The organism is Stutzerimonas chloritidismutans, from assembly GCF_038562055.1.
Classification (GTDB): Bacteria; Pseudomonadota; Gammaproteobacteria; order Pseudomonadales; family Pseudomonadaceae; genus Stutzerimonas; species Stutzerimonas chloritidismutans_A.
In genome coordinates, this window is sequence record NZ_JBCFXD010000013.1 from 1 (window position 1) to 20025 (window position 20025).

Below are 20025 nucleotides of genomic sequence, written 5' to 3' on the forward strand. Positions count from 1 at the left end.
GATGTTACGTCGACGCCGTGGCCTGCGGATATTCCCACGACGCCGACTCAACATAACCCCGAGCCCCATTATGCGAACTTTTAGCGGCCCCGTGAGCTGCCGTGGTCTGTTCAGCGTCGCTGCACAATCAGCCCCACGCTGTTATCGCCTGAGGCCTGCCGATCAGTTTTTCCGACAGTGACCTTTTAAAGAATCAAAGTCGTCCGATGCGGCGCGCACCGCCTGATGCAACACTTCGCAATCCAGCATGGGCTGCTCAACTTGTGGACCTGTGCAGCCGACCATGGTCCCGGTCGACAATCCCAAACGGACTAAGCGAATCAAGGTGGCTCCTTTGTCAGCGCAAATAAGATGCTTAAGGCGTTGCGCCTGTGAAACGGGCTGCACAAGTCCAGAGCCCCCTGCCGAGGATACTTCGCCTGCTGCGCCATAGGTCAGGGCGCTACTTTTACGCTCGTTCCGGGTCGCCTCATCAGGTGTTCGATAGCGTTGATGAGCGGAATGCCCCCGTACGTCCGCTGGGTGCAGTCAACATCCTAGTCCAGCGGCTGACATACCGCTTAGTCCTGCAGACCGTTCGCAACTAGCTACGCTTCCGCCCAAGCATCAGCATGGACATCACGGCGAAACGCCTACAACTTAGGAACATGACTGACCAACGCTGAGCTAGCGATAACAAATGAAGGAATCATGCCGCGAATTTTCAGTACAACCGTTGATAAGAATATTGACCCGGATGATGACGGTGAAACGACATTCTCTGGATATTCATCCGTCATGCGTGTCTATCTAAAGGGTTCAATCTCCGGTGCCATCCTTAGCCTCCGGCATAGATTAGGGCGGTTGCTGCACTGTCTACCGGCGTTGACGTATGGGCAGCCCTGGTTCACGACTGCCCACCGAGCCGCCAACGATGCAGCCGGGCCGCCCAGGTCTGCGGACGTTTGGCGGTATGTGCACGGCGCCAAGCCTCGGCAACGGCGAGACTGGCTTCGGCCAAGGTCGGATTAATGTGTACGGTACGGCGTAGTTTGTTCAGACCCAGTTTGTGCTTCATCGCCAACACAAACACGGCAAGCGTTTCACTCGCGCCGTCCCCGACAAGCGTGACGCCAATGATGCGGTCACGCCCGCGCTCGGTGAGCACCTTCAGGAAGCCGCTGTTACCAGCGCTCATCTGCGCCGCCTCAAGCGAATCGAGATCGAGCATGGTTACCTCGTATTCCACTTCAGCCAACTTCGCCTGGGCCTCAGTCAGACCCACGCTAGCAATCTCGGGTGAGGTGAAGGCCACACGGGGGACCACTCTGTCACTGACCATGAAACGGCGGAAACCGCTAAATAGTCCATTAGCGACGGCGTACCAGGCATGGTGTTTGGCGCTTTGAAATGAGCTGTCCGGACCTGCCACTGCGCCCACGGCATAGATGTTCGGGTAGCGCGTAGCCAGGTATTCGTCCACTTCCAGACTGCCGTTATCGCGAATGTTCAACTCCAGCCTTTCGAGCCCCAGATCATCCAAATGGGCTTTGCGTCCCAACGCCAAAAGCACCTGATCGAATGCCAGGGTAGATGTTTGCTCGTCAACCAAACAAATCAAGCGGCGCTCGTTCTCGACCACATCGAAATGCTGAGCTGAGACCTTCAACAGAACCTGAACCCCATCGGCACCAAGCGAATCATGAACAGCTTGGCGTGCCTCTGGTTCGGCCGACACCAGCAAACTGTCACCTTCGACGGCCAGCGTTACCTGACAACCGAGGCGCTGAAACGCCTGGGCCAGTTCGCAGGCATTGGCTTCGCCTCCCATGATCAGCAGCCGCTCTGGCCGTTGCTGTAACTCCCAGACGTTCTCGCAGGTCAGCGGCAAGACGTTTTCAAGGCCCGGTATGGGCGGGATCACGGGCTGGCTTCCCGTAGCGATGACGATGGCGCGACTGCGAAAGGTACGATCGCCTACCTGAACCGACCAGGGTGAGGTCAGTTGCGCTCTACCCCGGATCACCTCGAAATCGGTGGTTTTGCAGGATTGTGCCTTGACCTGTTCTTGCGCCTCGTCCAGCGTGCGGCGCACCTGCCTCATGACTTCAGCGAAGTCGACTTCGGTGTGCAGGCGAATGCCCAGCGTACTGCCCTGGCGCAGCGCGTAATTCATGTTGGCTGCCCGCATCAGCGCCCTCGCCGGAACGCTGCCGCTGTGCAGCGCCGCACCGCCGAGGCGCTCGCACTCGACCAATGCCACCCTGGCCTTCATCGACGCTGCAATCCGAGCTGCGGCCAGGCCCCCGCTGCCGCCACCGACGACCAACAGGTTGTGTTCAAAGCTCTTCGGCTTTTGCCAACCGCTATAGACCTTGCGCGCTTTATAGAGCGTCAGCAGCTTGGTCGCGGCCAGCGGAAAGATGGCAAGCAGGGCCAGCGTCCCGATCAAGCTCGGTGAGAGAATGTCGGAAATTTCCCGAATACGCGCCAGTTGGCGCCCGGCACCTACGTAGATCGCGTGCCCCGGCAGCATGCCGGCCTGGGTAGTCCACCAGAACGTCCACATGCTCACGCGCGTCAGACCGAGCGCAGGATTCAATAGAACGAAGGGCACGAGCGGGATCAACCGCAGCGAGAACAGGTAAAAGGCGCCGTCTCGCTCGAGTCCCCGATTGATACTCGCAATCTGTTTGTTGAATCGTCTCTGAATCCAGTCGCGTAACAAAAACCGGCTTATGAGCATCGCGACCAGCGCGCCGATATTGCTGGCGAAGGACACCATCAAGGTCCCGCCAACCAGTCCGAACAAGGCTCCGGCGAGCAGCGTCAGCACCACTGTGCCGGGGAACGACATGACCGTCAGCGCCACGTAAGCGGCAAAGAACACCGAACCGGTCCACCAGGGGTGCGCCTGAACCTCGTCTCGAAGCGCCCCACTCTTCGCCTGGATCGTTTCCAGCGTCAGGTATTGCTCAAGATCGAACCAGAAAAAACAAACCGTCGCGACCACGAAAAACAGCACGATCAGCCAGCGAGTGAGCTTCATGGATGGCTGTGCTCCGCGGCACGGCTGAAGCATATGCGGCTAACAGGCGGACAGGTGAGACGAGCACGAGGCATCGATAGCCTAGGCAGGCAGTTGCAAGGGAAATGGCAAATCATCGGAAAAACTCTAACCAGGGCCTTTAGTTGGAGCTGACTGGTCCAAGGATGTTCCGAATTGGCCGACGATCAGCCTGAGCGAGTCACCTCATACCCAGCTGCACCCGCATCTCATGGGTGATGTGCTGGTCCGCCTCGTCAATCCCCGTCCACGGGTCGTCATCGCCCTGCTCTTCCAAACGCGGAATCAGGTTGCGGATGGTCCAGATGTTGGCGCCCTTGAGATCGGCCAGTTCGTCTCGATGGATAGGCACAGAGACAGCGAGCCCCTCGCGTGCACGTACCGAATAAGCCGCGACAGTGCTCGCGCCCTTACTGTTACGCAGGTAGTCGATAAAGATGCGCCCGACTCGATTCTTCGGCCCGCTGACTGCAGAGAAGTGCTGCGGCATCAACTTCGCCATGTACTGCGCAATCGCCTGGCTGAACGCTTTTACTTCTTTCCAGTTATGTACGGGTTTTAGCGGCACTATGATGTGCAACCCCTTACCACCGCTGGTTTTCAGGTACGACTGCAGTCCGATCTCGTCGAGCAGGGTCTGAGTCAGCTGAGTGGCTTCGAGCATGCGTTTCCAGGGCAGCGCGGGGTCAGGGTCGAGATCGAGCACAAAGCGATCCGGGTGGTCGAGCACCGGCGCCACGGCATTCCAGGTGTGCAGTTCTATCGTGCCCATCTGCGCCGCACTGACGAGCGCTTCAGCTGTGTCGATGGTCATCAATGCTGCATGGTTGGGGAACAGCGAAGTGTCAAGCTGAGTGACATGCGGGATGCTCAGCTTCTCGGTGTGCTTCTGAAAAAACAGCTCGCCGTCGATTCCCTCTGGAGCGCGGACCAACGCAAGCGGACGCTTACTCAGGTGCGGCAGCGCCCAAGGCGCGACCTCGGCATAGAAGCGCGCCAGCTCCATCTTGGTCGCACCGATGGACTTGTCGATGATGCGCTCGGGATTGGAAATCTTGATCTTGCCACCCGCCGTGTTCGGGGCCGGGTTGTTTTTAGCCTTCGCGGTGCCGGTTGCCTTGGCCGCTTTCGCAGCGCGTTCATGGGTGATTGCTTTGGCCGGTTTATCCGAGCGCAGGCCATGAAAGACCGAATGGCGAACCACGCCCTGGCGGGTCATCTCCGCATAGGCGACCTCGCACATCAGCTCGGGCTTTAGCCAGTGCGCGCCACGAACATCGGCGGCGGGCGGTGCTTTGGCTAACGGGCTTTTATCGACCTCTAGCGGCTTGAGCTTGGCGTGCAAGCTTTCCAGGGTGGCGTGGTTGAAGCCTGTTCCTACTTTTCCCGCGTATAGCAACTGATCTTGCTTATCGTGGAGCCCCAGCAGGAGCGCGCCGAACCCGCTGCGGGCGCCCTTGGGATCGGTGTAGCCGACGATGACGAACTCCTGCCTATTCTTGCACTTAATCTTGACCCAGCTGTTGCTGCGCCGGGAGACGTACGTGCTCCCCGCACGCTTGCCGATCAGTCCCTCAAGCTTCATCTGGCATGCGCTTTCAAGCATGCTCTCCGGCTGATCCGTAAAGTCAGCGGAGTACCGCAGCAACTCACTCTCGTCAGCCTCCAGTACTTGATTCAGAGCGACCCGGCGTTCCTCCAACGCAACCTCGCGCAGGTCCATGCCATTCAGATAGGGCATGTCGAACAGGTAATAGATGATCCTGCCGCTGCGCCCTGCTTCGAAGGCGTTCTGTAGTGCCTGGAAATCTGGCGTGCCGTCTTCATCGGGCACTACCACTTCGCCGTCCAGCCAGGCCGACGCCAGACCTAGCCCGGCCAGCGCTTCGGCTTGCTGTGGCATCTTGTGCGTCCAGTCATGGCCGTTACGCGTGAATAGCTGGACCTTGCCAGCCTCGATGCGCGCCGTGATGCGATACCCGTCGAATTTGATTTCATAGCGCCAGTCACCGTCAGGCACCGAGTCAACCAGCGTAGCAAGCTGCGGTTTCAAGCTTTCCGGCAATGGAGCCTGTTTGGCGCCGGACAGCGTCGCGTTTGGTTCATCCTTGCGGCTGCGCCGAGGAGCAGGCGTCTTGACGGCTTTGGTTGCCGCCGGGGGCTTGGCTTTACCTCGCTTACGGGGAATCACGGTTCGATCGCTCAGCACACTGTTTGGCTGCTCTTCGACGATGTTGTAATCGCTCTCTGGCTTGGCTGCATCATCATTGGATTTGATCAGAAACCACTGTTCCTTCCCGCCCTCCATGCGGGTGCGAACCAGATTCCAGGTGCCGCTGAGTTTTTCCCCTTCAAGGCTGAACTTGAGCTTGCCTTTGCGATAACCCTCTTGCGGATCTCCCTCCGGAACCCACACGCCGCGATCCCAGACGATGACATCGCCCGCGCCGTAATGCCCTTTCGGGATGCTGCCTTCGAACGTTGCGTATTCGAGGGGATGATCCTCGACATGCACGGCCAGACGCCGGGATTTCGGGTCGAGCGAAGGCCCTTTGGGAACAGCCCAGCTTTTCAGCATCCCGTCGAGTTCCAATCGGAAGTCATAGTGCAGCCGAGTCGCGTCGTGCTTCTGGATGCAATATTGCAAGGCATGGGCTTTGCGGCGTTTGCCAGTACCGCTCTCACCGCCAGGCTCGGGGGTCGCGCTGAAGTCGCGCTTTCTGTTGTATTCGTCCAAGGCCATGGCAGCGACTCCATTATCGTTTTGGTCGAGCGGCACGCCTTCTGCCAAGCGGTTGCGCTAGGGTGTTTACATCTCGGCGAGGCCTGCTAGCGTTTGTAGAGGTTGAAAAACCAAGCCTGCGCCGACTCGGCGCGAGCCATTCACCACATGCGGACATCGATGGGAGAAAGGATCATGGGTACACGTCTACCTCTACCCACCATAGAGAACATCCTTCGAGACTATCTCCACCCTTTCCGCTGTGACTGTCATGCGCAGGAAGATAGCCATCTCACCGTGCGACTCTATGAAGACATCGCTGAGGGTGAAGAACTCACGGTGTTCGGCATTACCGACGACCAGTGCCGGGATGCCGCAAACCTGGTCCGCCTGGCTCAGGAGCTGCGTTTCGAACTCTATGCCACCCGCAGCGGTATGCCGGTCGCTGCGGGTGTCGCCAAGGCTGTCGGCAGCTAGCCATTCGGCATCGCATCACCGACATTCCGGCGGCCTGCGCTATCAGCGCTTCGCTTCTGCATGCGGTTCGGCAGATCGGGTCAGGTAGGCCTGAGTCAGTTCGGCCAGGTGGCTGCGCATCCACTCGGCCATGGCAACTTCTTCACCAAGGATGCGGGTGCAAATGTCGGCGGTATCGGTGTCGCCAACCGCCTTGGCTGCAGCGATGAGGATCTCGTATGAGGCGATTTCAAGGTTCTCGAAGACGTAGCCCATTTGCGCGCCTTTGACGATTTCGTCATTGACCATCATGCCGCCCATGGCTTGCCCCATCGCCATCATCTTGCCGCCCAGATCCTTGAAACCTGAGTAGGACTTGTCGTAACGCTGGAGGCAGCTCTCGATAAGCTTCGCCTGATTTTGCGTCTCGGTAATGTGCTGCTCGATTCGCGCCTTGAGCTGCGGATAATGCTCGATGCGGCTGGCCTGCTTGTTGAGCATCGTTTCCGCCTGCGCTTCCATGGCATGCGCGTCGCGAAGCCATTCGATCAATCGTTCAATGCGGACGTCATTTCCCGTCTGAGCGCTTTGCATGTTTCTCTCCCATTGGTTTGGATAGCCATCAGGGCGTTATCGCCGCCCTGTTGTTATGTGTGAGAGATGGCCGGCCAGGGGAGTTCCGCGGACCCGACTGGCTGCACTGCCATGAACTTTGCATAGGGCAACCAGTCCCTCATGCAACGATTAGACGGAGCTGAACTCATCGAATTTCTAGATCCACTCTTTCAATGGGAAAACTACATCACCGAGCCGGCTCTACGCACGGTGCTGGCGTCCGCCTTTGTCGTGGTCTTGCTTAGTGTCTTCAGTAGGGTGCTGACGGCCGTGATGCTGCGGTTGGGCCGTGGGTTTCTGTTTACAAAAGCCGTGTCGGAGCAGCTGGAAAAGCCTATCCGCGTATTGCTGCCGTTGCTTGGCCTGCAAGCAGTGCTGGCGGCGGCCAGTGACGAATTGACCTTGATCAGCCTGGCTCGTCGACTTACCGCATTGGTCATGATCGCCTGCTTCACCTGGCTGGCCATGCGACTGATGCGCGGGCTTGAACAGGCCGTGCGGCTTAGAAACCCCGTCGACGTCAGCGACAACCTGCGTGCGCGCCAGATCCAGACGCAATCGCGGGTGCTGTTGCGGACGCTGAGCTTCTTCATCCTCTTGATCGGTGCCGCCGGAATGCTCATGACGTTTCCGGGTGCTCGCCAGTTCGGCGCCAGTCTGCTCGCGTCGGCAGGCCTCGCCGGCCTGGCCGTCGGCTTCGCTGCGCGTCCGGTGCTGGCCAACCTGATTGCCGGTATACAGATCGCAATCACTCAGCCAATTCGCCTGGATGACGTGGTGATCGTTGAAAACGAGTGGGGGCGGATCGAGGAAATCACCGGAACCTACGTCGTGGTGCGGATCTGGGATGACCGCAGGCTGGTGGTGCCACTGCAGTACTTTATCGAGAAGCCCTTCCAGAACTGGACACGCCGTAATTCCAGCATCATCGGCTCAGTGTTTCTCTGGGTCGATTATTCGCTGCCACTGGAGCCTGTGCGCGAGGAGCTGCGCCGCCTGTGCCGTGAGGTGCCTGAATTATGGGATGGGCGCGTGATCGTGCTGCAGGTAACCGACACCAGCGAAAAATCAATTCAAGTGCGGGTACTGGTCAGCTCACCAGACTCATCGCGTGCCTGGGACTTGCGCTGCCACCTTCGCGAGGCCCTAATCCACTTTATCCAGCGCGAGTATCCCGGCTGCTTGCCGCAGTTGCGCGCCGACCTCAACGTTGGCCGGAAAACAAATGTCGAACATCCCGTTCCCGACCATATCGAGCCCGAACGTCAGCCGCCGGTCTGACCGCAGGGTTCGTGACGACAGCGCTCCAATATGGGGCGTTTTGTTACGGACTGATATCTGTCGGTGCGCGTAGGAAGTCAATGCGAAGTCATTCACGCTCGCGCAGTTTACGCAGCAGCTGTTCGTGCTTGCTCGGCAACTGCTCTAGCCCGTAGCGAGCTGCCTGTTTACGAATGGCCGCGCGGTCTCCTTCGAACTGAACGGTCTCGCTGATGCTTACTTGGCGCTCCCCTTGCATCAGTGCATAGGCGTAACACTGTGTGCCGCCGGCATCCTCTCCGCTGTCGTCGGCCACACCGGTGTTGGCAATGGCGATATCGGCAACGCTGGCGTTCAGCGCGCCGATGGCCATTTCGGTGGCGACCTCTTCGCTGGTAAGGCCAAAGGTTTCGATGGTTTCGAAACTGACGTGCAACAGCTGGTTCTTCGCCTTTGGCGAGTACACAACGAATCCGCTGTCGAGCACTCTGCCACAGCCCGGAATGTCGCCTAACAAGGAGGCCATCAGGCCGCAGGTGCAGGATTCCGCAGTGGTCAACATCATCTGTTTGTCACGAAGAAACCGCACGATTTCAGCAAGGTCTTGCATGGTCTTGTCTCCGGCTTTCGACTCGAAAATTGCTACCTTCGGTCAGATTTCCGAGGCGATTCCTGAATGCAAAGTTCCAACGCCCCGCATTCCGCCTAAAGACGAGAACTATTTCACGGCGTCCGGGTCTTGTTTCAAGGTAGGGCCAACGCAGCTCTACGCCGCTCCTAGCGCGGCCTCAATACAGATAATTCAGCTTTGTCGTGCTCATGGTTTGCGGCGCCCCGCAGGTGCTGCATGGAAGAAACGTGCTTGTAGCAGGCTTGGCAAAGAGGCCGGCCGCATGGGGAGAGGTAAATTATGAGTATTGCTGCTGTCAACGCCCGGCCCGTCAGATTGAACACCGCACAACGACTGGCACCGCCAGCAGAGCGTCCCCTGTTGCAATTGCGTAGCACCCAGGACGACAAGAAGAAAATTCTTTTCGTGACGTCCGAGCTGACCGACCTGATCAAGACCGGCGGCCTGGCTGATGTGTCTGCAGCCCTCCCCCGAGCCCTGAGCGATCGACACGACGTGCGGGTGCTCATCCCCGGCTACACCCAAGTGATGCAGTGCGGCGAGCCGATACGGATTGTGGGCAGCGTAATTTCCCACGCTGACCTGCCGCCGAGCCGCATCGGCCGGCTGGACATGCCTGACGGCCTGATCATCTACGTGGTGATCTGCCCGGAACTCTACGAGCGTGACGGCCTGCCGTACGGCGATGAGCATGGCCAGGACTGGCCGGACAACCCGGTGCGCTTCGCCCGCCTGTGCATGGCAGCGACCGATATCGCCGACGGCACGGCGGGCATTCGCTGGACGCCCGATTTGGTCCATGCGCACGACTGGCCGACCGGGCTGACACCGGCCTACATGCACTGGCGCGGCCTCAGCACGCCCAGCGTTTTCACCATTCACAACCTGGCGTACCAAGGCAACATCGACATGAGCCTGCGCCGCTCGCTGGCCATTCCTCTGGAAGGCTGCGGCCCCGAGCGCATGGAGTTTTACGGCTCGCTGTCGCTGCTCAAGGCCGGCATCGCCTATGCAAACCAGGTCACCACCGTCAGCGCGACCTATGCCCATGAAATCACCACGCCGGAGTTCGGTTGCGGCATGGAAGGTTTCCTCAGCATGAAGGCACGCCAAGGCCTGCTCAGCGGCTTACTCAACGGCATCGAAGAAAGCTGGGAGCCGCGCAGCTGTTCTCATCTGGTCAGCCCGTTCGGCCCGAACGACTGGTCCGGCAAGCAGGCCAATGCGGCGCACGTTCGCGAACTGTTCGCCCTGGACGCAGGTGATGGCCCGCTGTTCTCGGTGGTTTCTCGTCTGGTGCACCAGAAAGGTATCGACCTGACCATCGCGGTTGCCGAAACCATTGTGGAGCGCGGCGGCCAGCTGGCCATCCTGGGTCGTGGCGAGCCCCTCATCGAAGACGAAGTTCGCCGCCTGGTCGAGCGTTTCCCCGGCCGTGTCGGTGCGCATATCGGCTTCAACGAGACCGATGCCCGACGCCTGTTTGCCGGCAGTGACTTCCTGCTCATGCCATCGCGCTACGAGCCGTGCGGCCTTAGCCAAATGTACGCACAGCGCTTTGCTTCGTTGCCGATAGCCCACCGCACTGGCGGCCTAGCGGACAGCATCGACGACGGCGTCACCGGGTTCCTTTTCGGCGAAGCCACCGTAGACAGCTATCGCGGCGCAGTCGAACGCGCCCTGGCGGTGCATCAGAACGCCCAATTACTCAATGCGATGCGTTGCCGTGCCATGAGTGGGGGATTTTTCTGGAGCCACGCGATCGAACCCTATGACCGGTTGTACCAACGCCTGCTGTGCGGACGACGCGAGGTCAGTGCCACTATCTAACGAGGTTGATCAATGCAGAATAGGCCTGCCCGCAACGGGCAACACGGACCGGTGCTACTGGAAAAGTCCCGTACCCGGTTCAGGCTCTGGGCGCCAGACGCGCAAAGCGTCAGCCTGGTGATAGTTGGCAGCGATCCGCTGCCAATGCAGGAAGGTAAAGACGGCTGGTACAGCATCGAGGCAGATGTCGGCGCCGGCACTCACTACAGTTTTCTCATCGACGGTGAACTTCAGGTGCCCGACCCTGCGTCCCGGGCGCAGTCGGCTGATGTGCACGACCCGAGCGTAGTCGTCGATCCTGCAGCCTACACGTGGCGCAACGCGGGTTGGCAGGGCCGCCCCTGGCACGAAACCGTACTCTACGAGCTGCACGTCGGCACTTATGGCGGGTATGCCGAGATTGAGCAGCGGCTTCAGGAACTGGCGAATCTTGGCGTAACGGCCATCGAACTGATGCCGCTCGCCGAGTTTCCTGGCAACCGCAACTGGGGCTACGACGGCGTTCTGCTCTACGCGCCAGAGGCGTCCTACGGCACACCCGATCAGCTCAAGCATCTGATCGACACCGCCCATGGTCTGGGGCTGATGGTGTTCATCGATGTGGTCTACAACCACTTCGGGCCGGACGGGAATTACCTGCACAGCTACGCCAAGCACTTCTTCCGTCACGACCAGCAGACGCCCTGGGGAGACGGCATCGATTTCCGTCGTCGCGAAGTGCGCGATTTCTTCATCGATAACGCCCTGATGTGGCTGATGGACTATCGCTTCGACGGGCTGCGCATGGACGCTGTCCACGCGATTCCAGACCCAACCTTCCTACCCGAATTGGCCGAACGCGTTCGAGCGGAGGTCGAGCCGGGTCGCCACGTGCATCTGGTACTGGAGAACGAACACAACCTTTCCAGCCTGCTCTCCGATGATTTCACCGCCCAGTGGAACGATGACGGCCATAACGTCCTGCATACCCTGCTCACCGACGAAAGTCAGGGCTACTACGGCGATTACCACAACGACTCAACCAGCAAACTGGTGCGCTTTCTCGGTGAAGGCTTCGTCTATCAAGGGCATGAGAATCGCCGTGGTGAATCGCGCGGCGAGCCCAGCGGTCATCTTCCCCCGACTGCCTTCGTCCTGTTTTTGCAGAACCACGACCAGACCGGCAACCGCGCCTTCGGCGACCGGCTGACCAACCTGGCGCCACCCGATGCACTGAAAGCCGCGACCACCGTGCTGCTACTTTCGCCCATGGTGCCGCTGCTGTTCATGGGCGAGGAATGGGGCGCACGCGAGCCCTTCCTGTTCTTCACCAGCCACCACGGCGAGTTGGCCGATGCCGTGCGTGAGGGGCGTCGGGGTGAATTCGCGGAATTTGCCGAATTCGCCGACGAGCACACCCGTGAGCGTATTCCCGATCCAAACGCGGTCGAGACGTATGAGGCTTCCAAACCTGACTTCAGCAAGCGCAACGAGCCTAAGCATGCCGAATGGCTAACCCTGTATCGCCATCTGCTGCAGCTTCGCCACACCGAAATAGTGCCGCGGCTGGAAGGCTCGCGATTCCTCGGCGCTGAAGCCTTGGGGGAAGCCGCTGCGATGGCGCAGTGGCAATTGGGTGATAGCAGCCAATTGCGTCTGGATCTCAACTTGAGTGGCAACGACCTTGCCGTTACGCCCCCTGCCTCGACTGCGCGCTTGCTGCACAGCAGCCGTGAAGGCGACTCAGGCGGCACCGACACATTACCTGCGCGCACCGCCAGGATGTATTTGCTCGAATCAGCAGGAGTGTCTCAATGAGCGATGAACGACTGAACCGCCTGGCAAAGGCGGCTGGCCTGTCCATCGAATGGGTTGATGCGGATGGCAAGGATCAACGGGTCAAACCGGATGTCTTGCGCGCCGTGCTCGGCGGGCTGGGGCTGCCAGCCGCTAGCGACGAGGAGATAGAACGCAGTCTGGAAAAACTCGACGCCGGCTCGGGGGCAGCCGGCGTGCCACCGCTGCTGACGCTGGATCAGGGCGCACCGCTGGATCTGAGCCAGTATTTCGAGCCAGGAGCACCTTACAGCCTGACCCTCGAGGACGGTAGCAAGCACGACGGAAGCCTGGATAGCCAGTCGCGTCTTGCGGCCATCGATACGCCCGGTTACCACCGGCTGAATATCGCTGACCAGCAGCTCACGCTGGCCGTATCCCCAGCCGCCTGCCCCAGCGTAGAGGACGTGGCCGGACCGGGTGCATGGGGCGTTACGGTGCAGCTTTATGGATTGCGTCGCCCCGGTGATGGCGGACTCGGCGATACCCAGGCGCTTGAAGCGATGGCGCGTAATGCAGCTGCACATGGCGCTGACGCGCTGGGCATCAGCCCGGTGCATGCGATGTTTACCGGCAACAGCGGCCAATACAGCCCGTATTCACCTTCCAGCCGGCTGTTCTACAACATTCTGCACAGCGCACCCGGCACCGTGCTGGGTGAGAAGCCACTGCGCATGGCAATCGAGTCCTGCGGCCTTGCCGAGGAGATGCAACGCCTGGAGGCGCTCGAGCTGATCGACTGGAGCGCCGCCTCGCACGCTCGCCAGTGCCTGCTGCGCACGCTCTACGAAGATTTCACCACCGGTGGTAACGCTCAGCAGGCGGATTTCGACAGTTTCCGCGATGCCGGCGGCGAAGCATTGGAAAACCATTGTCGCTTCGAGGCTCTGCATGCAGCCCTCCTCGGCCCGGAAGGTTTCCCACAGCACTGGCGTAACTGGCCCGATAAATACCGCACGCCCCAAAGCCCCGCCGTTGAACAGTTCGCGCAAGAAAACGCCCATGAGGTGAGCTATTACGCCTTCTGCCAATGGCTGATCGCCCGTGGGCTTGAGCGTGCCCAGATTGCCGCCTGCAGCGCGGGCATGAAGATCGGCCTGATCAGTGACCTGGCCGTGGGTGCCGATGGTGGCGGCAGCCAGGCGTGGAGTCGCCAGGATGAAGTACTGGCTGCGCTAAGTGTGGGTGCACCGCCCGATGTCATCAATCGCCAGGGACAAAGCTGGGGAATCTCCGCGTTCTCCCCATGGGGCCTCAAGGCACACGGTTACCGCGCGTTCATCGAAATGGTTCGGGCCAACCTGGCGCATGCCGGCGGTATACGCATCGACCATGTGATGGGCTTGATGCGTCTGTGGGTGATGCCCGCAGGTGCCGGCCCCACCGAAGGCGCCTACCTCAATTACCCCTTTGACGACCTGCTGCGCCTGCTCACGTTGGAAGCCTGGCGGCGCAACGCTGTGGTGCTGGGCGAAGACCTCGGGACGGTGCCCGAAGGGCTGCGCGACAAGCTGGCGGCACGCAGGCTACTGGGCATGCGCGTGCTGTTTTTCGAACGCGACAACAACGGCACTTTCAAACCGCTCGATGAATGGCCCGACAGTGCGATCGCCACGTCCACCACGCATGACCTGCCGACCATCGAGGGATGGTGGACTGCCCATGACATTGACTGGCGTATCCAGGTCGGCCAGCACCGCGAGGACGAACGCCCGGCACAGTTGGAGGAACGCGAACGCGAGCGTGGCGGGCTACTCAGGCTGTTACGTGAATACGCACCGAGCATCGAGGGCGATCTCACCGATCCAGACGTACTCGCCGACGCTTGCGCCGTATTCCTCGGCCGCACGCCGGCTCCGCTGGTGCTGTTGCCGGTCGAGGACGCCCTGGGCCTGCTCGAACAACCGAACCTGCCCGGCATCATCGACACCCATCCTAACTGGCGCCGACGCTACCCCAGCGACAGCGCCACCCTGCTTGATGACCCCGCTTGCTCGCACCGCCTGGAGCTGCTTTCCAGCGCACGCAAGCAGGCCACTGGAAGTAAACATCGATGAGAGACCTTAGCGCCACGTTGCGACTGCAGTTCCATCGTGACTTCACCCTCGACGATGCCACCGCGCTGGTCGACTACTTCGCCGACCTTGGTATCAGCCATCTGTACGCGTCCCCGCTGCTGACGGCGCGGCCTGGCTCAATGCATGGCTACGACGTCATCGACCCGACCCGTATCAATCCAGAGCTGGGCGGTGAGCCGGCGCTGCGAAGACTGGTCGATGCACTGCGCGCCAAGGGCATGGGCCTGATACTGGACATTGTCTCCAACCACATGGCGGTTGGCGGCTCCGGCAACGCCTGGTGGCTCGACGTGCTCGAGTGGGGGCGCCGCAGCCCCTACGCACAATTTTTCGATATCCAGTGGAATTCCCCCGATCCACTGCTGGAAGGCCAGCTATTGGTGCCTTTCCTTGGCAGTGACTACGGCGATGCGCTGCAGGAAGGCAAGATTCCCCTGCGCCTGGATATCGAAAATGGCGCTTTTTACGCCAAGCACTACGAGCACCGCTTCCCCATTTCGCCACCCACTTACGGCGAGATCCTGCGCCTGACCGATCAACCTGAGTTGCGTAGCCTGGCGCAGCATTTCGATGCCTTGAAAACCGAGCCGGCGCCTTATCAGACTGCGCGTGAATTGCGTGCCGACCTGGCCCGACTGCTGGAGGACAGCAATACTCGGCAAACGCTGGAACAAGCAATCAGACACTACGACTCGACCACCGAAGAAGGCTTCAAACGCCTGCATGGTCTGCTCGAACGACAGAACTATCGCCTCGCCAGCTGGCGTACCGCGGGAGACGACATCAACTGGCGGCGATTCTTCGACATCAATGAGCTGGGCGGTCTGCGCGTCGAGCGCCCCGTTGTGTTCGAGGAAACCCATGCCAAGATCTTCGAGCTGATCAGTGAAGGGTTGGTTGACGGCTTGCGCATCGATCACATCGACGGGCTGGCCAATCCACGCGGTTACTGCCGGCGCTTGCGGCGTCGTGTCGATCGACTCAATGCCGCGCGGCCCGAGGATGCGGAACAGGATCATGTGCCGATCTACGTCGAGAAGATTCTCGCTGAGGGCGAACATCTCCATGACGACTGGGGCGTCGACGGCACTACTGGCTACGAATTCATGAACCAGCTGTCGCTGCTGCAACACGACCCGGCCGGTAAATCCGTGCTGTGTACGCTGTGGAGCGAAACTGCCGAGCGCCCGGCCGATTTCATGGAGGAAGTCCGGCAGGCGCGACAGCTGGTGCTGACCGGACCGCTGGCCGGCGACTTCGAAACCGTTGCCCAAGCGCTGCTGCAGGTCGCGCGCCATGACGTGATGACCCGCGATATCACACTCGGCGCGATCCGCCGCGGGCTGCTCGAGTTGATCGTGCATTTCCCGGTGTACCGCACCTACATCGCGGCCCGCGGCCGACGCGAGTCTGACGAGCCATTCTTCCAGCAGGCGCTGGCGGGAGCGCGCACCACACTTGGCGAAGCCGACTGGCCGCTGCTGGATCAGCTTGATCGCTGGCTCGGCGGGGAAGACCTGCGCTCCTTACCGCCGGGACCTGCACGGCGGATTCGCCGCTATGCCTGTACCCGCTTCCAGCAGCTGACCTCGCCTGCCGCCGCCAAGGCCGTGGAAGACACCGCCTGCTACCGCTCCGGCACGCTGCTGTCGCGCAACGATGTCGGCTTCGACCCGCAGACCTTCAGCGCACCGGTCGACACCTTCCATGCCGAGTGCCTTGAACGTGCGGAGCACTTCCCGCGCAACTTGCTGACCACGGCTACCCATGATCACAAACGCGGCGAAGACACCCGTGCGAGGATGACGGTGATCAGCGAACGTGCCGAATGGTTCGCCAGCAAAGTCAAACATTGGCGTCAGCTCGCCTACGGCCAGCGCCAGGAGCTGCCGGAGGGACCAGCGCCTTCGCCGGGCGACGAAATGTTGCTGTATCAGGTGCTGCTCGGCTGCTGGCCGCTGGACCTGAAGGCGGACGACAAGTCGGCCATGGAAACCTTCTGCGAGCGGATGATCCAATGGCAGGAAAAGGCTGTGCGCGAGGCCAAATTACGCAGCACCTGGACCGATCCGAACAGTGATTACGAAGGCGCCTGCCAGCACTACCTGCGCGCCCTGCTTCTGGGGGACGAATGCAAGACGCTGCGCGACGACATCGCCGCAGCTGCCGCCGAGCTGGCCCCTGCCGGCGCACTCAACAGTCTTACCCAGACTTTTCTGCGCATGACCACGCCGGGCGTGCCCGACCTCTATCAGGGCGCGGACTACTGGGACTTCAGTCTGGTCGACCCCGACAACCGCCGTCCCGTCGATTTCGACCGTCGTCGCGCTACCTTTAGCCTGGACGCACAGCCAGCCGAGCTCATGGCGAACTGGCAGGACGGTCGCATCAAGCAATGGCTGATCGCGAACACACTGAAACTGCGTCGTGCGCACCCGCGTCTGTTTACCGAGGGCCGCTATCTTCCTTTGAAGGTCGAAGGCGAGCATGCCGAACGTGTGATTGCCTTCGCTCGTGAGCTCGACGGCCACTGCGTGATTGTGATTGCCGCACGTCTGGCCTACGGCTTGCTTGGCGACAGCCAGACACCACAGGTTCCGATCGAGCGCTGGGGCGACACACATGTCCGATTGCCCGATGCGCTGAGCGGTAAAGCAATGGAGCGACTTTTCGACGGAATGACAGTCAGACCCAAACAAGAAGGTTTAAGCGTGCCCGATGTTTTGCAGCACCTGCCCTTTGCGCTTTTACAGCTAACAATGAGTTCAACAGGAGAATCAGAACGATGACCAAACAAGAGCAGCGCATCCGCGAGTTGGCCTACGACATTTGGGTTTCGGAAGGCCGCCCGCACGGGCAGGACGAACGTCATTGGGAGATGGCCCGCAAGCTGGCTGAAGCGGAAAACGATACCTCCGAATCAAAGCCGGCAGCCCGCGCGCGTAAAGCAGTCACAAAACCAACGGATGCCACCCCTGCTGACAAACCCGCCAAAGCGACTAAGGCAGCCAAGCCTGCGAAGGAAGCCAAGGAGCCAAAAGACGTCAAGCTAGCCAAGCCTGCGGTCGCTCCGGCCAAGGGGACTGCACGTCCCAAAGCCAAAGCAGGTACCAACGCAGCCGAGGGCACCCCGGAAGGCGTGAAAAAACCTCGTGCACCACGGGTCAAGAAAGACAGCTGAACGACACCGCGCCATGCCACCGAGCCGGCTCCATCCGGGAGCCGGCCAGTCGTGGTCCTTCATCGCCCTGCACAGCCATTGGGCAGAGTAGCCATCGGAGATTTCATGAGTAGAAAAAAACCTGCGGCGCCTCAAATTCTGGTGCCTTCGCGTATTCGCGAGGGACAGCCCTTCCCGCTTGGCGCCACCTGGGACGGATTAGGGGTCAACTTCGCGATCTTTTCCGCGAATGCCACAAAGGTTGAGCTGTGCCTGTTCGATGCCGATGGCGAAACCGAGCTCGAGCGCATCGAGCTGCCGGAATACACCGACGAAATCTGGCACGGTTATCTGCCCGATGCCCATCCAGGGCAGATCTATGGCTACCGCGTGCATGGCCCGTATGCGCCGGATGCCGGACACCGCTTCAACCCGAATAAGTTGCTGATCGACCCCTATGCCAAGCAACTGGTCGGTGGGCTGAAATGGTCCGAGGCGCTGTTTGGCTACACCATTGGCCATGCCGATGCGGACCTGAGCTATGACGAACGCGACAGTGCGCCCTTCGTACCGAAGTCCAAGATCATCGACCCTGCTTTCACATGGGGGCATGACCGCCCGGTACAGGTACCCTGGGATCGCACGATCATCTACGAAACCCACGTGCGGGGTTTCACAATGCAGCACCCGGCTGTTCCCGAGGACATGCGCGGCACCTTTGGCGGTTTCAAAACGCCGGAAGTGATCGACTACGTGCGCAAGCTCGGTGTTTCATCCATCGAGTTTCTGCCGATCCACGGTTTCGTGCAGGATCAGCATCTGCTCGAAAAAGGGATGAGCAACTATTGGGGTTACAACAGCATCGCCTTCTTCGCACCGCACCCGAAATATTTGGCGAGCGGCAAGATCAGCGAATTCAAGGAAATGGTCGCCCACCTTCACAACGCGGATCTCGAGGTCATTCTCGACGTGGTCTACAACCACACCGCCGAGGGCAACGAGCTGGGCCCAACGCTTTCCATGCGCGGCATCGACAATGCCTCGTACTACCGGCTGATGCCCGACCAGAAGCGCTACTACATCAACGATTCAGGCACCGGCAACACGTTGGACATGAGTCACCCCTGTGTCCTGCAAATGGTGACTGACTCCCTGCGCTACTGGGCCGAAGAGATGCATGTCGATGGCTTCCGCTTCGATCTGGCGACCATCCTCGGCCGCGAGCACGACGGTTATGACGAACGCCACGGGTTCCTGGTCGCCTGCCGTCAGGACCCGGTGCTGGCAAAAACCAAACTTATCGCCGAGCCCTGGGACTGTGGCCCCGGCGGTTATCAGGTCGGTGGCTTCCCGCCGGGCTGGGCCGAGTGGAACGACCAGTATCGCGACACCGTGCGCGCGTTCTGGAAAGGCGACGAGGATCAGCTGCCGGACTTTGCAGCGCGCCTGACCGGTTCTGGGGACCTGTTCAATCAGCGTGGCCGCCGCCCATTCAGTTCGGTGAACTTCATCACCGCGCATGACGGCTTCACCCTGAATGACCTGGTGTCGTACAACGACAAGCACAACGAGGCCAATGACGAAGACAACCGTGACGGCAGCAGCAACAACATCTCCTGGAACCATGGCACGGAAGGCCCGACTGACGATCCGGAGATCAACGAGTTGCGCTTCCGTCAGATGCGTAACTTCTTCGGCACGCTGCTGTTCTCCCAGGGCACGCCGATGATCGTGGCCGGTGACGAGTTCGCGCGCACCCAGAACGGCAATAACAACGCGTATTGCCAGGACAGTGAAATCGGCTGGGTCAACTGGGATATTTCCGAGGATGGCCGCACGCTGCAGGCCTTCGTGCGCAAGCTGATCCGGCTGCGTCAACGCTATCCGATGCTGCGTCGCGGACGTTTCCTCGTCGGTGCCTATAACGAAGAACTGGACATCAAGGACGTCACCTGGCTGGCGCCACATGGCGAAGAAATGACCATCGAGCACTGGGAAGATGGCAACAACCGGTGCATGGGCATGCTGTTGGATGGGCGTGCGCAGCCCACCGGTATCCGCAAGGCCGGCTCGGACGCTACCCTGCTGCTGATCGTCAACTCCCATCACGACGTGGTCAATTTCACGCTACCCGAGGTGCCTCAAGGCATCTACTGGAACCGCCTGATTGATACCAACAACCCCAACGCCCGGTCCGAGCGTTTCGACTTCAACAACGAGTACGCCCTCACCGGCCGTTCGCTGTTGCTGTTCGAACTGATCAAGGAAGAGGAATAACGGGCGAGCAGGCACCGACCTGACCACTATTGCTTTCAAGGCCCCGGTTTCCGGGGCTTTTTTGTCTCTGAGGCAGAACAACCGCGCCATTACTCAACCGTTCGTTTGAACTCGACGTGCGGTAGTGAACCCCGC

At 60.3% G+C, this 20025-nt stretch carries 12 protein-coding genes; 8 read left to right on the forward strand and 4 right to left on the reverse strand.

What is annotated here, in order from left to right; genetic code table 11:
- Positions 1-886: 886 nt before the first annotated feature.
- Together AAGW23_RS17640 and ligD are read right to left on the reverse strand one after the other, a co-directional pair.
- On the reverse strand, positions 887-3028 hold the full coding sequence (locus tag AAGW23_RS17640) for an FAD-dependent oxidoreductase (RefSeq protein WP_342407638.1): 2142 nt from the start codon (positions 3026-3028) through the stop codon (positions 887-889).
- Between the two features lie 199 nt (positions 3029-3227).
- Positions 3228-5789, reverse strand: a complete 2562-nt coding sequence (gene ligD / locus AAGW23_RS17645; RefSeq protein ID WP_342407639.1) for a DNA ligase D — start codon at positions 5787-5789, stop codon at positions 3228-3230.
- 174 nt (positions 5790-5963) lie between these two features.
- Here ligD and AAGW23_RS17650 point away from each other — a divergent pair, with 174 nt between their 5' ends.
- The gene (locus tag AAGW23_RS17650) at positions 5964-6245 is read left to right on the forward strand and encodes a DUF1652 domain-containing protein (protein ID WP_342407640.1); all 282 of its coding nucleotides are present in this window, start codon (positions 5964-5966) and stop codon (positions 6243-6245) included.
- A 42-nt stretch (positions 6246-6287) separates the two neighbouring features.
- Here AAGW23_RS17650 and AAGW23_RS17655 read toward each other — a convergent pair whose 3' ends face one another.
- Positions 6288-6818, reverse strand: coding sequence for a ferritin-like domain-containing protein (locus AAGW23_RS17655; RefSeq protein ID WP_342407641.1), 531 nt, complete (start codon positions 6816-6818; stop codon positions 6288-6290).
- 141 nt (positions 6819-6959) lie between these two features.
- On the opposite strand from AAGW23_RS17655, the gene AAGW23_RS17660 reads away from it, so the two are divergent.
- Positions 6960-8120 (forward strand): mechanosensitive ion channel family protein, encoded by a 1161-nt coding sequence (locus AAGW23_RS17660; protein WP_342407642.1) that lies wholly within the window; start codon positions 6960-6962, stop codon positions 8118-8120.
- A gap of 88 nt (positions 8121-8208) precedes the next feature.
- Here AAGW23_RS17660 and AAGW23_RS17665 read toward each other — a convergent pair whose 3' ends face one another.
- On the reverse strand, positions 8209-8709 hold the full coding sequence (locus AAGW23_RS17665) for a CinA family protein (RefSeq protein WP_342407643.1): 501 nt from the start codon (positions 8707-8709) through the stop codon (positions 8209-8211).
- A 300-nt stretch (positions 8710-9009) separates the two neighbouring features.
- Between AAGW23_RS17665 and glgA the strand changes: the two genes are divergently transcribed.
- From glgA to glgX, 6 genes are all read left to right on the forward strand, one after another.
- Positions 9010-10560 carry a glycogen synthase GlgA gene (glgA, locus tag AAGW23_RS17670; RefSeq protein ID WP_342407644.1) on the forward strand — a complete coding sequence of 517 codons (1551 nt, stop codon included), beginning with the start codon at positions 9010-9012 and terminating at the stop codon, positions 10558-10560.
- A gap of 12 nt (positions 10561-10572) precedes the next feature.
- The gene (gene treZ / locus AAGW23_RS17675; protein WP_342407645.1) at positions 10573-12357 is read left to right on the forward strand and encodes a malto-oligosyltrehalose trehalohydrolase; all 1785 of its coding nucleotides are present in this window, start codon (positions 10573-10575) and stop codon (positions 12355-12357) included.
- Positions 12354-14432, forward strand: a complete 2079-nt coding sequence (gene malQ / locus AAGW23_RS17680; protein WP_342407646.1) for a 4-alpha-glucanotransferase — start codon at positions 12354-12356, stop codon at positions 14430-14432. The genes treZ and malQ overlap by 4 nt, the downstream gene beginning before the upstream one ends.
- On the forward strand, positions 14429-17242 hold the full coding sequence (locus AAGW23_RS17685; RefSeq protein WP_342407647.1) for a malto-oligosyltrehalose synthase: 2814 nt from the start codon (positions 14429-14431) through the stop codon (positions 17240-17242). The genes malQ and AAGW23_RS17685 overlap by 4 nt, the downstream gene beginning before the upstream one ends.
- A complete protein-coding gene (locus AAGW23_RS17690; RefSeq protein ID WP_342407648.1) occupies positions 17239-17634 on the forward strand; it encodes a DUF2934 domain-containing protein in 396 nt (131 codons plus the stop codon). Before AAGW23_RS17685 ends, AAGW23_RS17690 begins: the two co-directional genes overlap by 4 nt.
- Positions 17635-17739: 105 nt before the next feature.
- Positions 17740-19890, forward strand: a complete 2151-nt coding sequence (glgX, locus tag AAGW23_RS17695; RefSeq protein ID WP_200636801.1) for a glycogen debranching protein GlgX — start codon at positions 17740-17742, stop codon at positions 19888-19890.
- Positions 19891-20025 lie beyond the last annotated feature (135 nt).

Excerpts from the sequence above, each read along its gene's own strand:
- AAGW23_RS17655 (WP_342407641.1), bottom strand. The coding sequence starts at position 6,818 with ATGCAAAGCGCTCAGACGGGAAATGACGTCCGCATTGAACGATTGATC.
- treZ (WP_342407645.1), top strand. The coding sequence starts at position 10,573 with ATGCAGAATAGGCCTGCCCGCAACGGGCAACACGGACCGGTGCTACTG.
- AAGW23_RS17690 (WP_342407648.1), top strand. The coding sequence starts at position 17,239 with ATGACCAAACAAGAGCAGCGCATCCGCGAGTTGGCCTACGACATTTGG.
- AAGW23_RS17685 (WP_342407647.1), top strand. The coding sequence starts at position 14,429 with ATGAGAGACCTTAGCGCCACGTTGCGACTGCAGTTCCATCGTGACTTC.
- ligD (WP_342407639.1), bottom strand. The coding sequence starts at position 5,789 with ATGGCCTTGGACGAATACAACAGAAAGCGCGACTTCAGCGCGACCCCC.
- AAGW23_RS17640 (WP_342407638.1), bottom strand. The coding sequence starts at position 3,028 with ATGAAGCTCACTCGCTGGCTGATCGTGCTGTTTTTCGTGGTCGCGACG.
- AAGW23_RS17650 (WP_342407640.1), top strand. The coding sequence starts at position 5,964 with ATGGGTACACGTCTACCTCTACCCACCATAGAGAACATCCTTCGAGAC.
- malQ (WP_342407646.1), top strand. The coding sequence starts at position 12,354 with ATGAGCGATGAACGACTGAACCGCCTGGCAAAGGCGGCTGGCCTGTCC.
- AAGW23_RS17665 (WP_342407643.1), bottom strand. The coding sequence starts at position 8,709 with ATGCAAGACCTTGCTGAAATCGTGCGGTTTCTTCGTGACAAACAGATG.
- glgA (WP_342407644.1), top strand. The coding sequence starts at position 9,010 with ATGAGTATTGCTGCTGTCAACGCCCGGCCCGTCAGATTGAACACCGCA.
- glgX (WP_200636801.1), top strand. The coding sequence starts at position 17,740 with ATGAGTAGAAAAAAACCTGCGGCGCCTCAAATTCTGGTGCCTTCGCGT.
- AAGW23_RS17660 (WP_342407642.1), top strand. The coding sequence starts at position 6,960 with ATGCAACGATTAGACGGAGCTGAACTCATCGAATTTCTAGATCCACTC.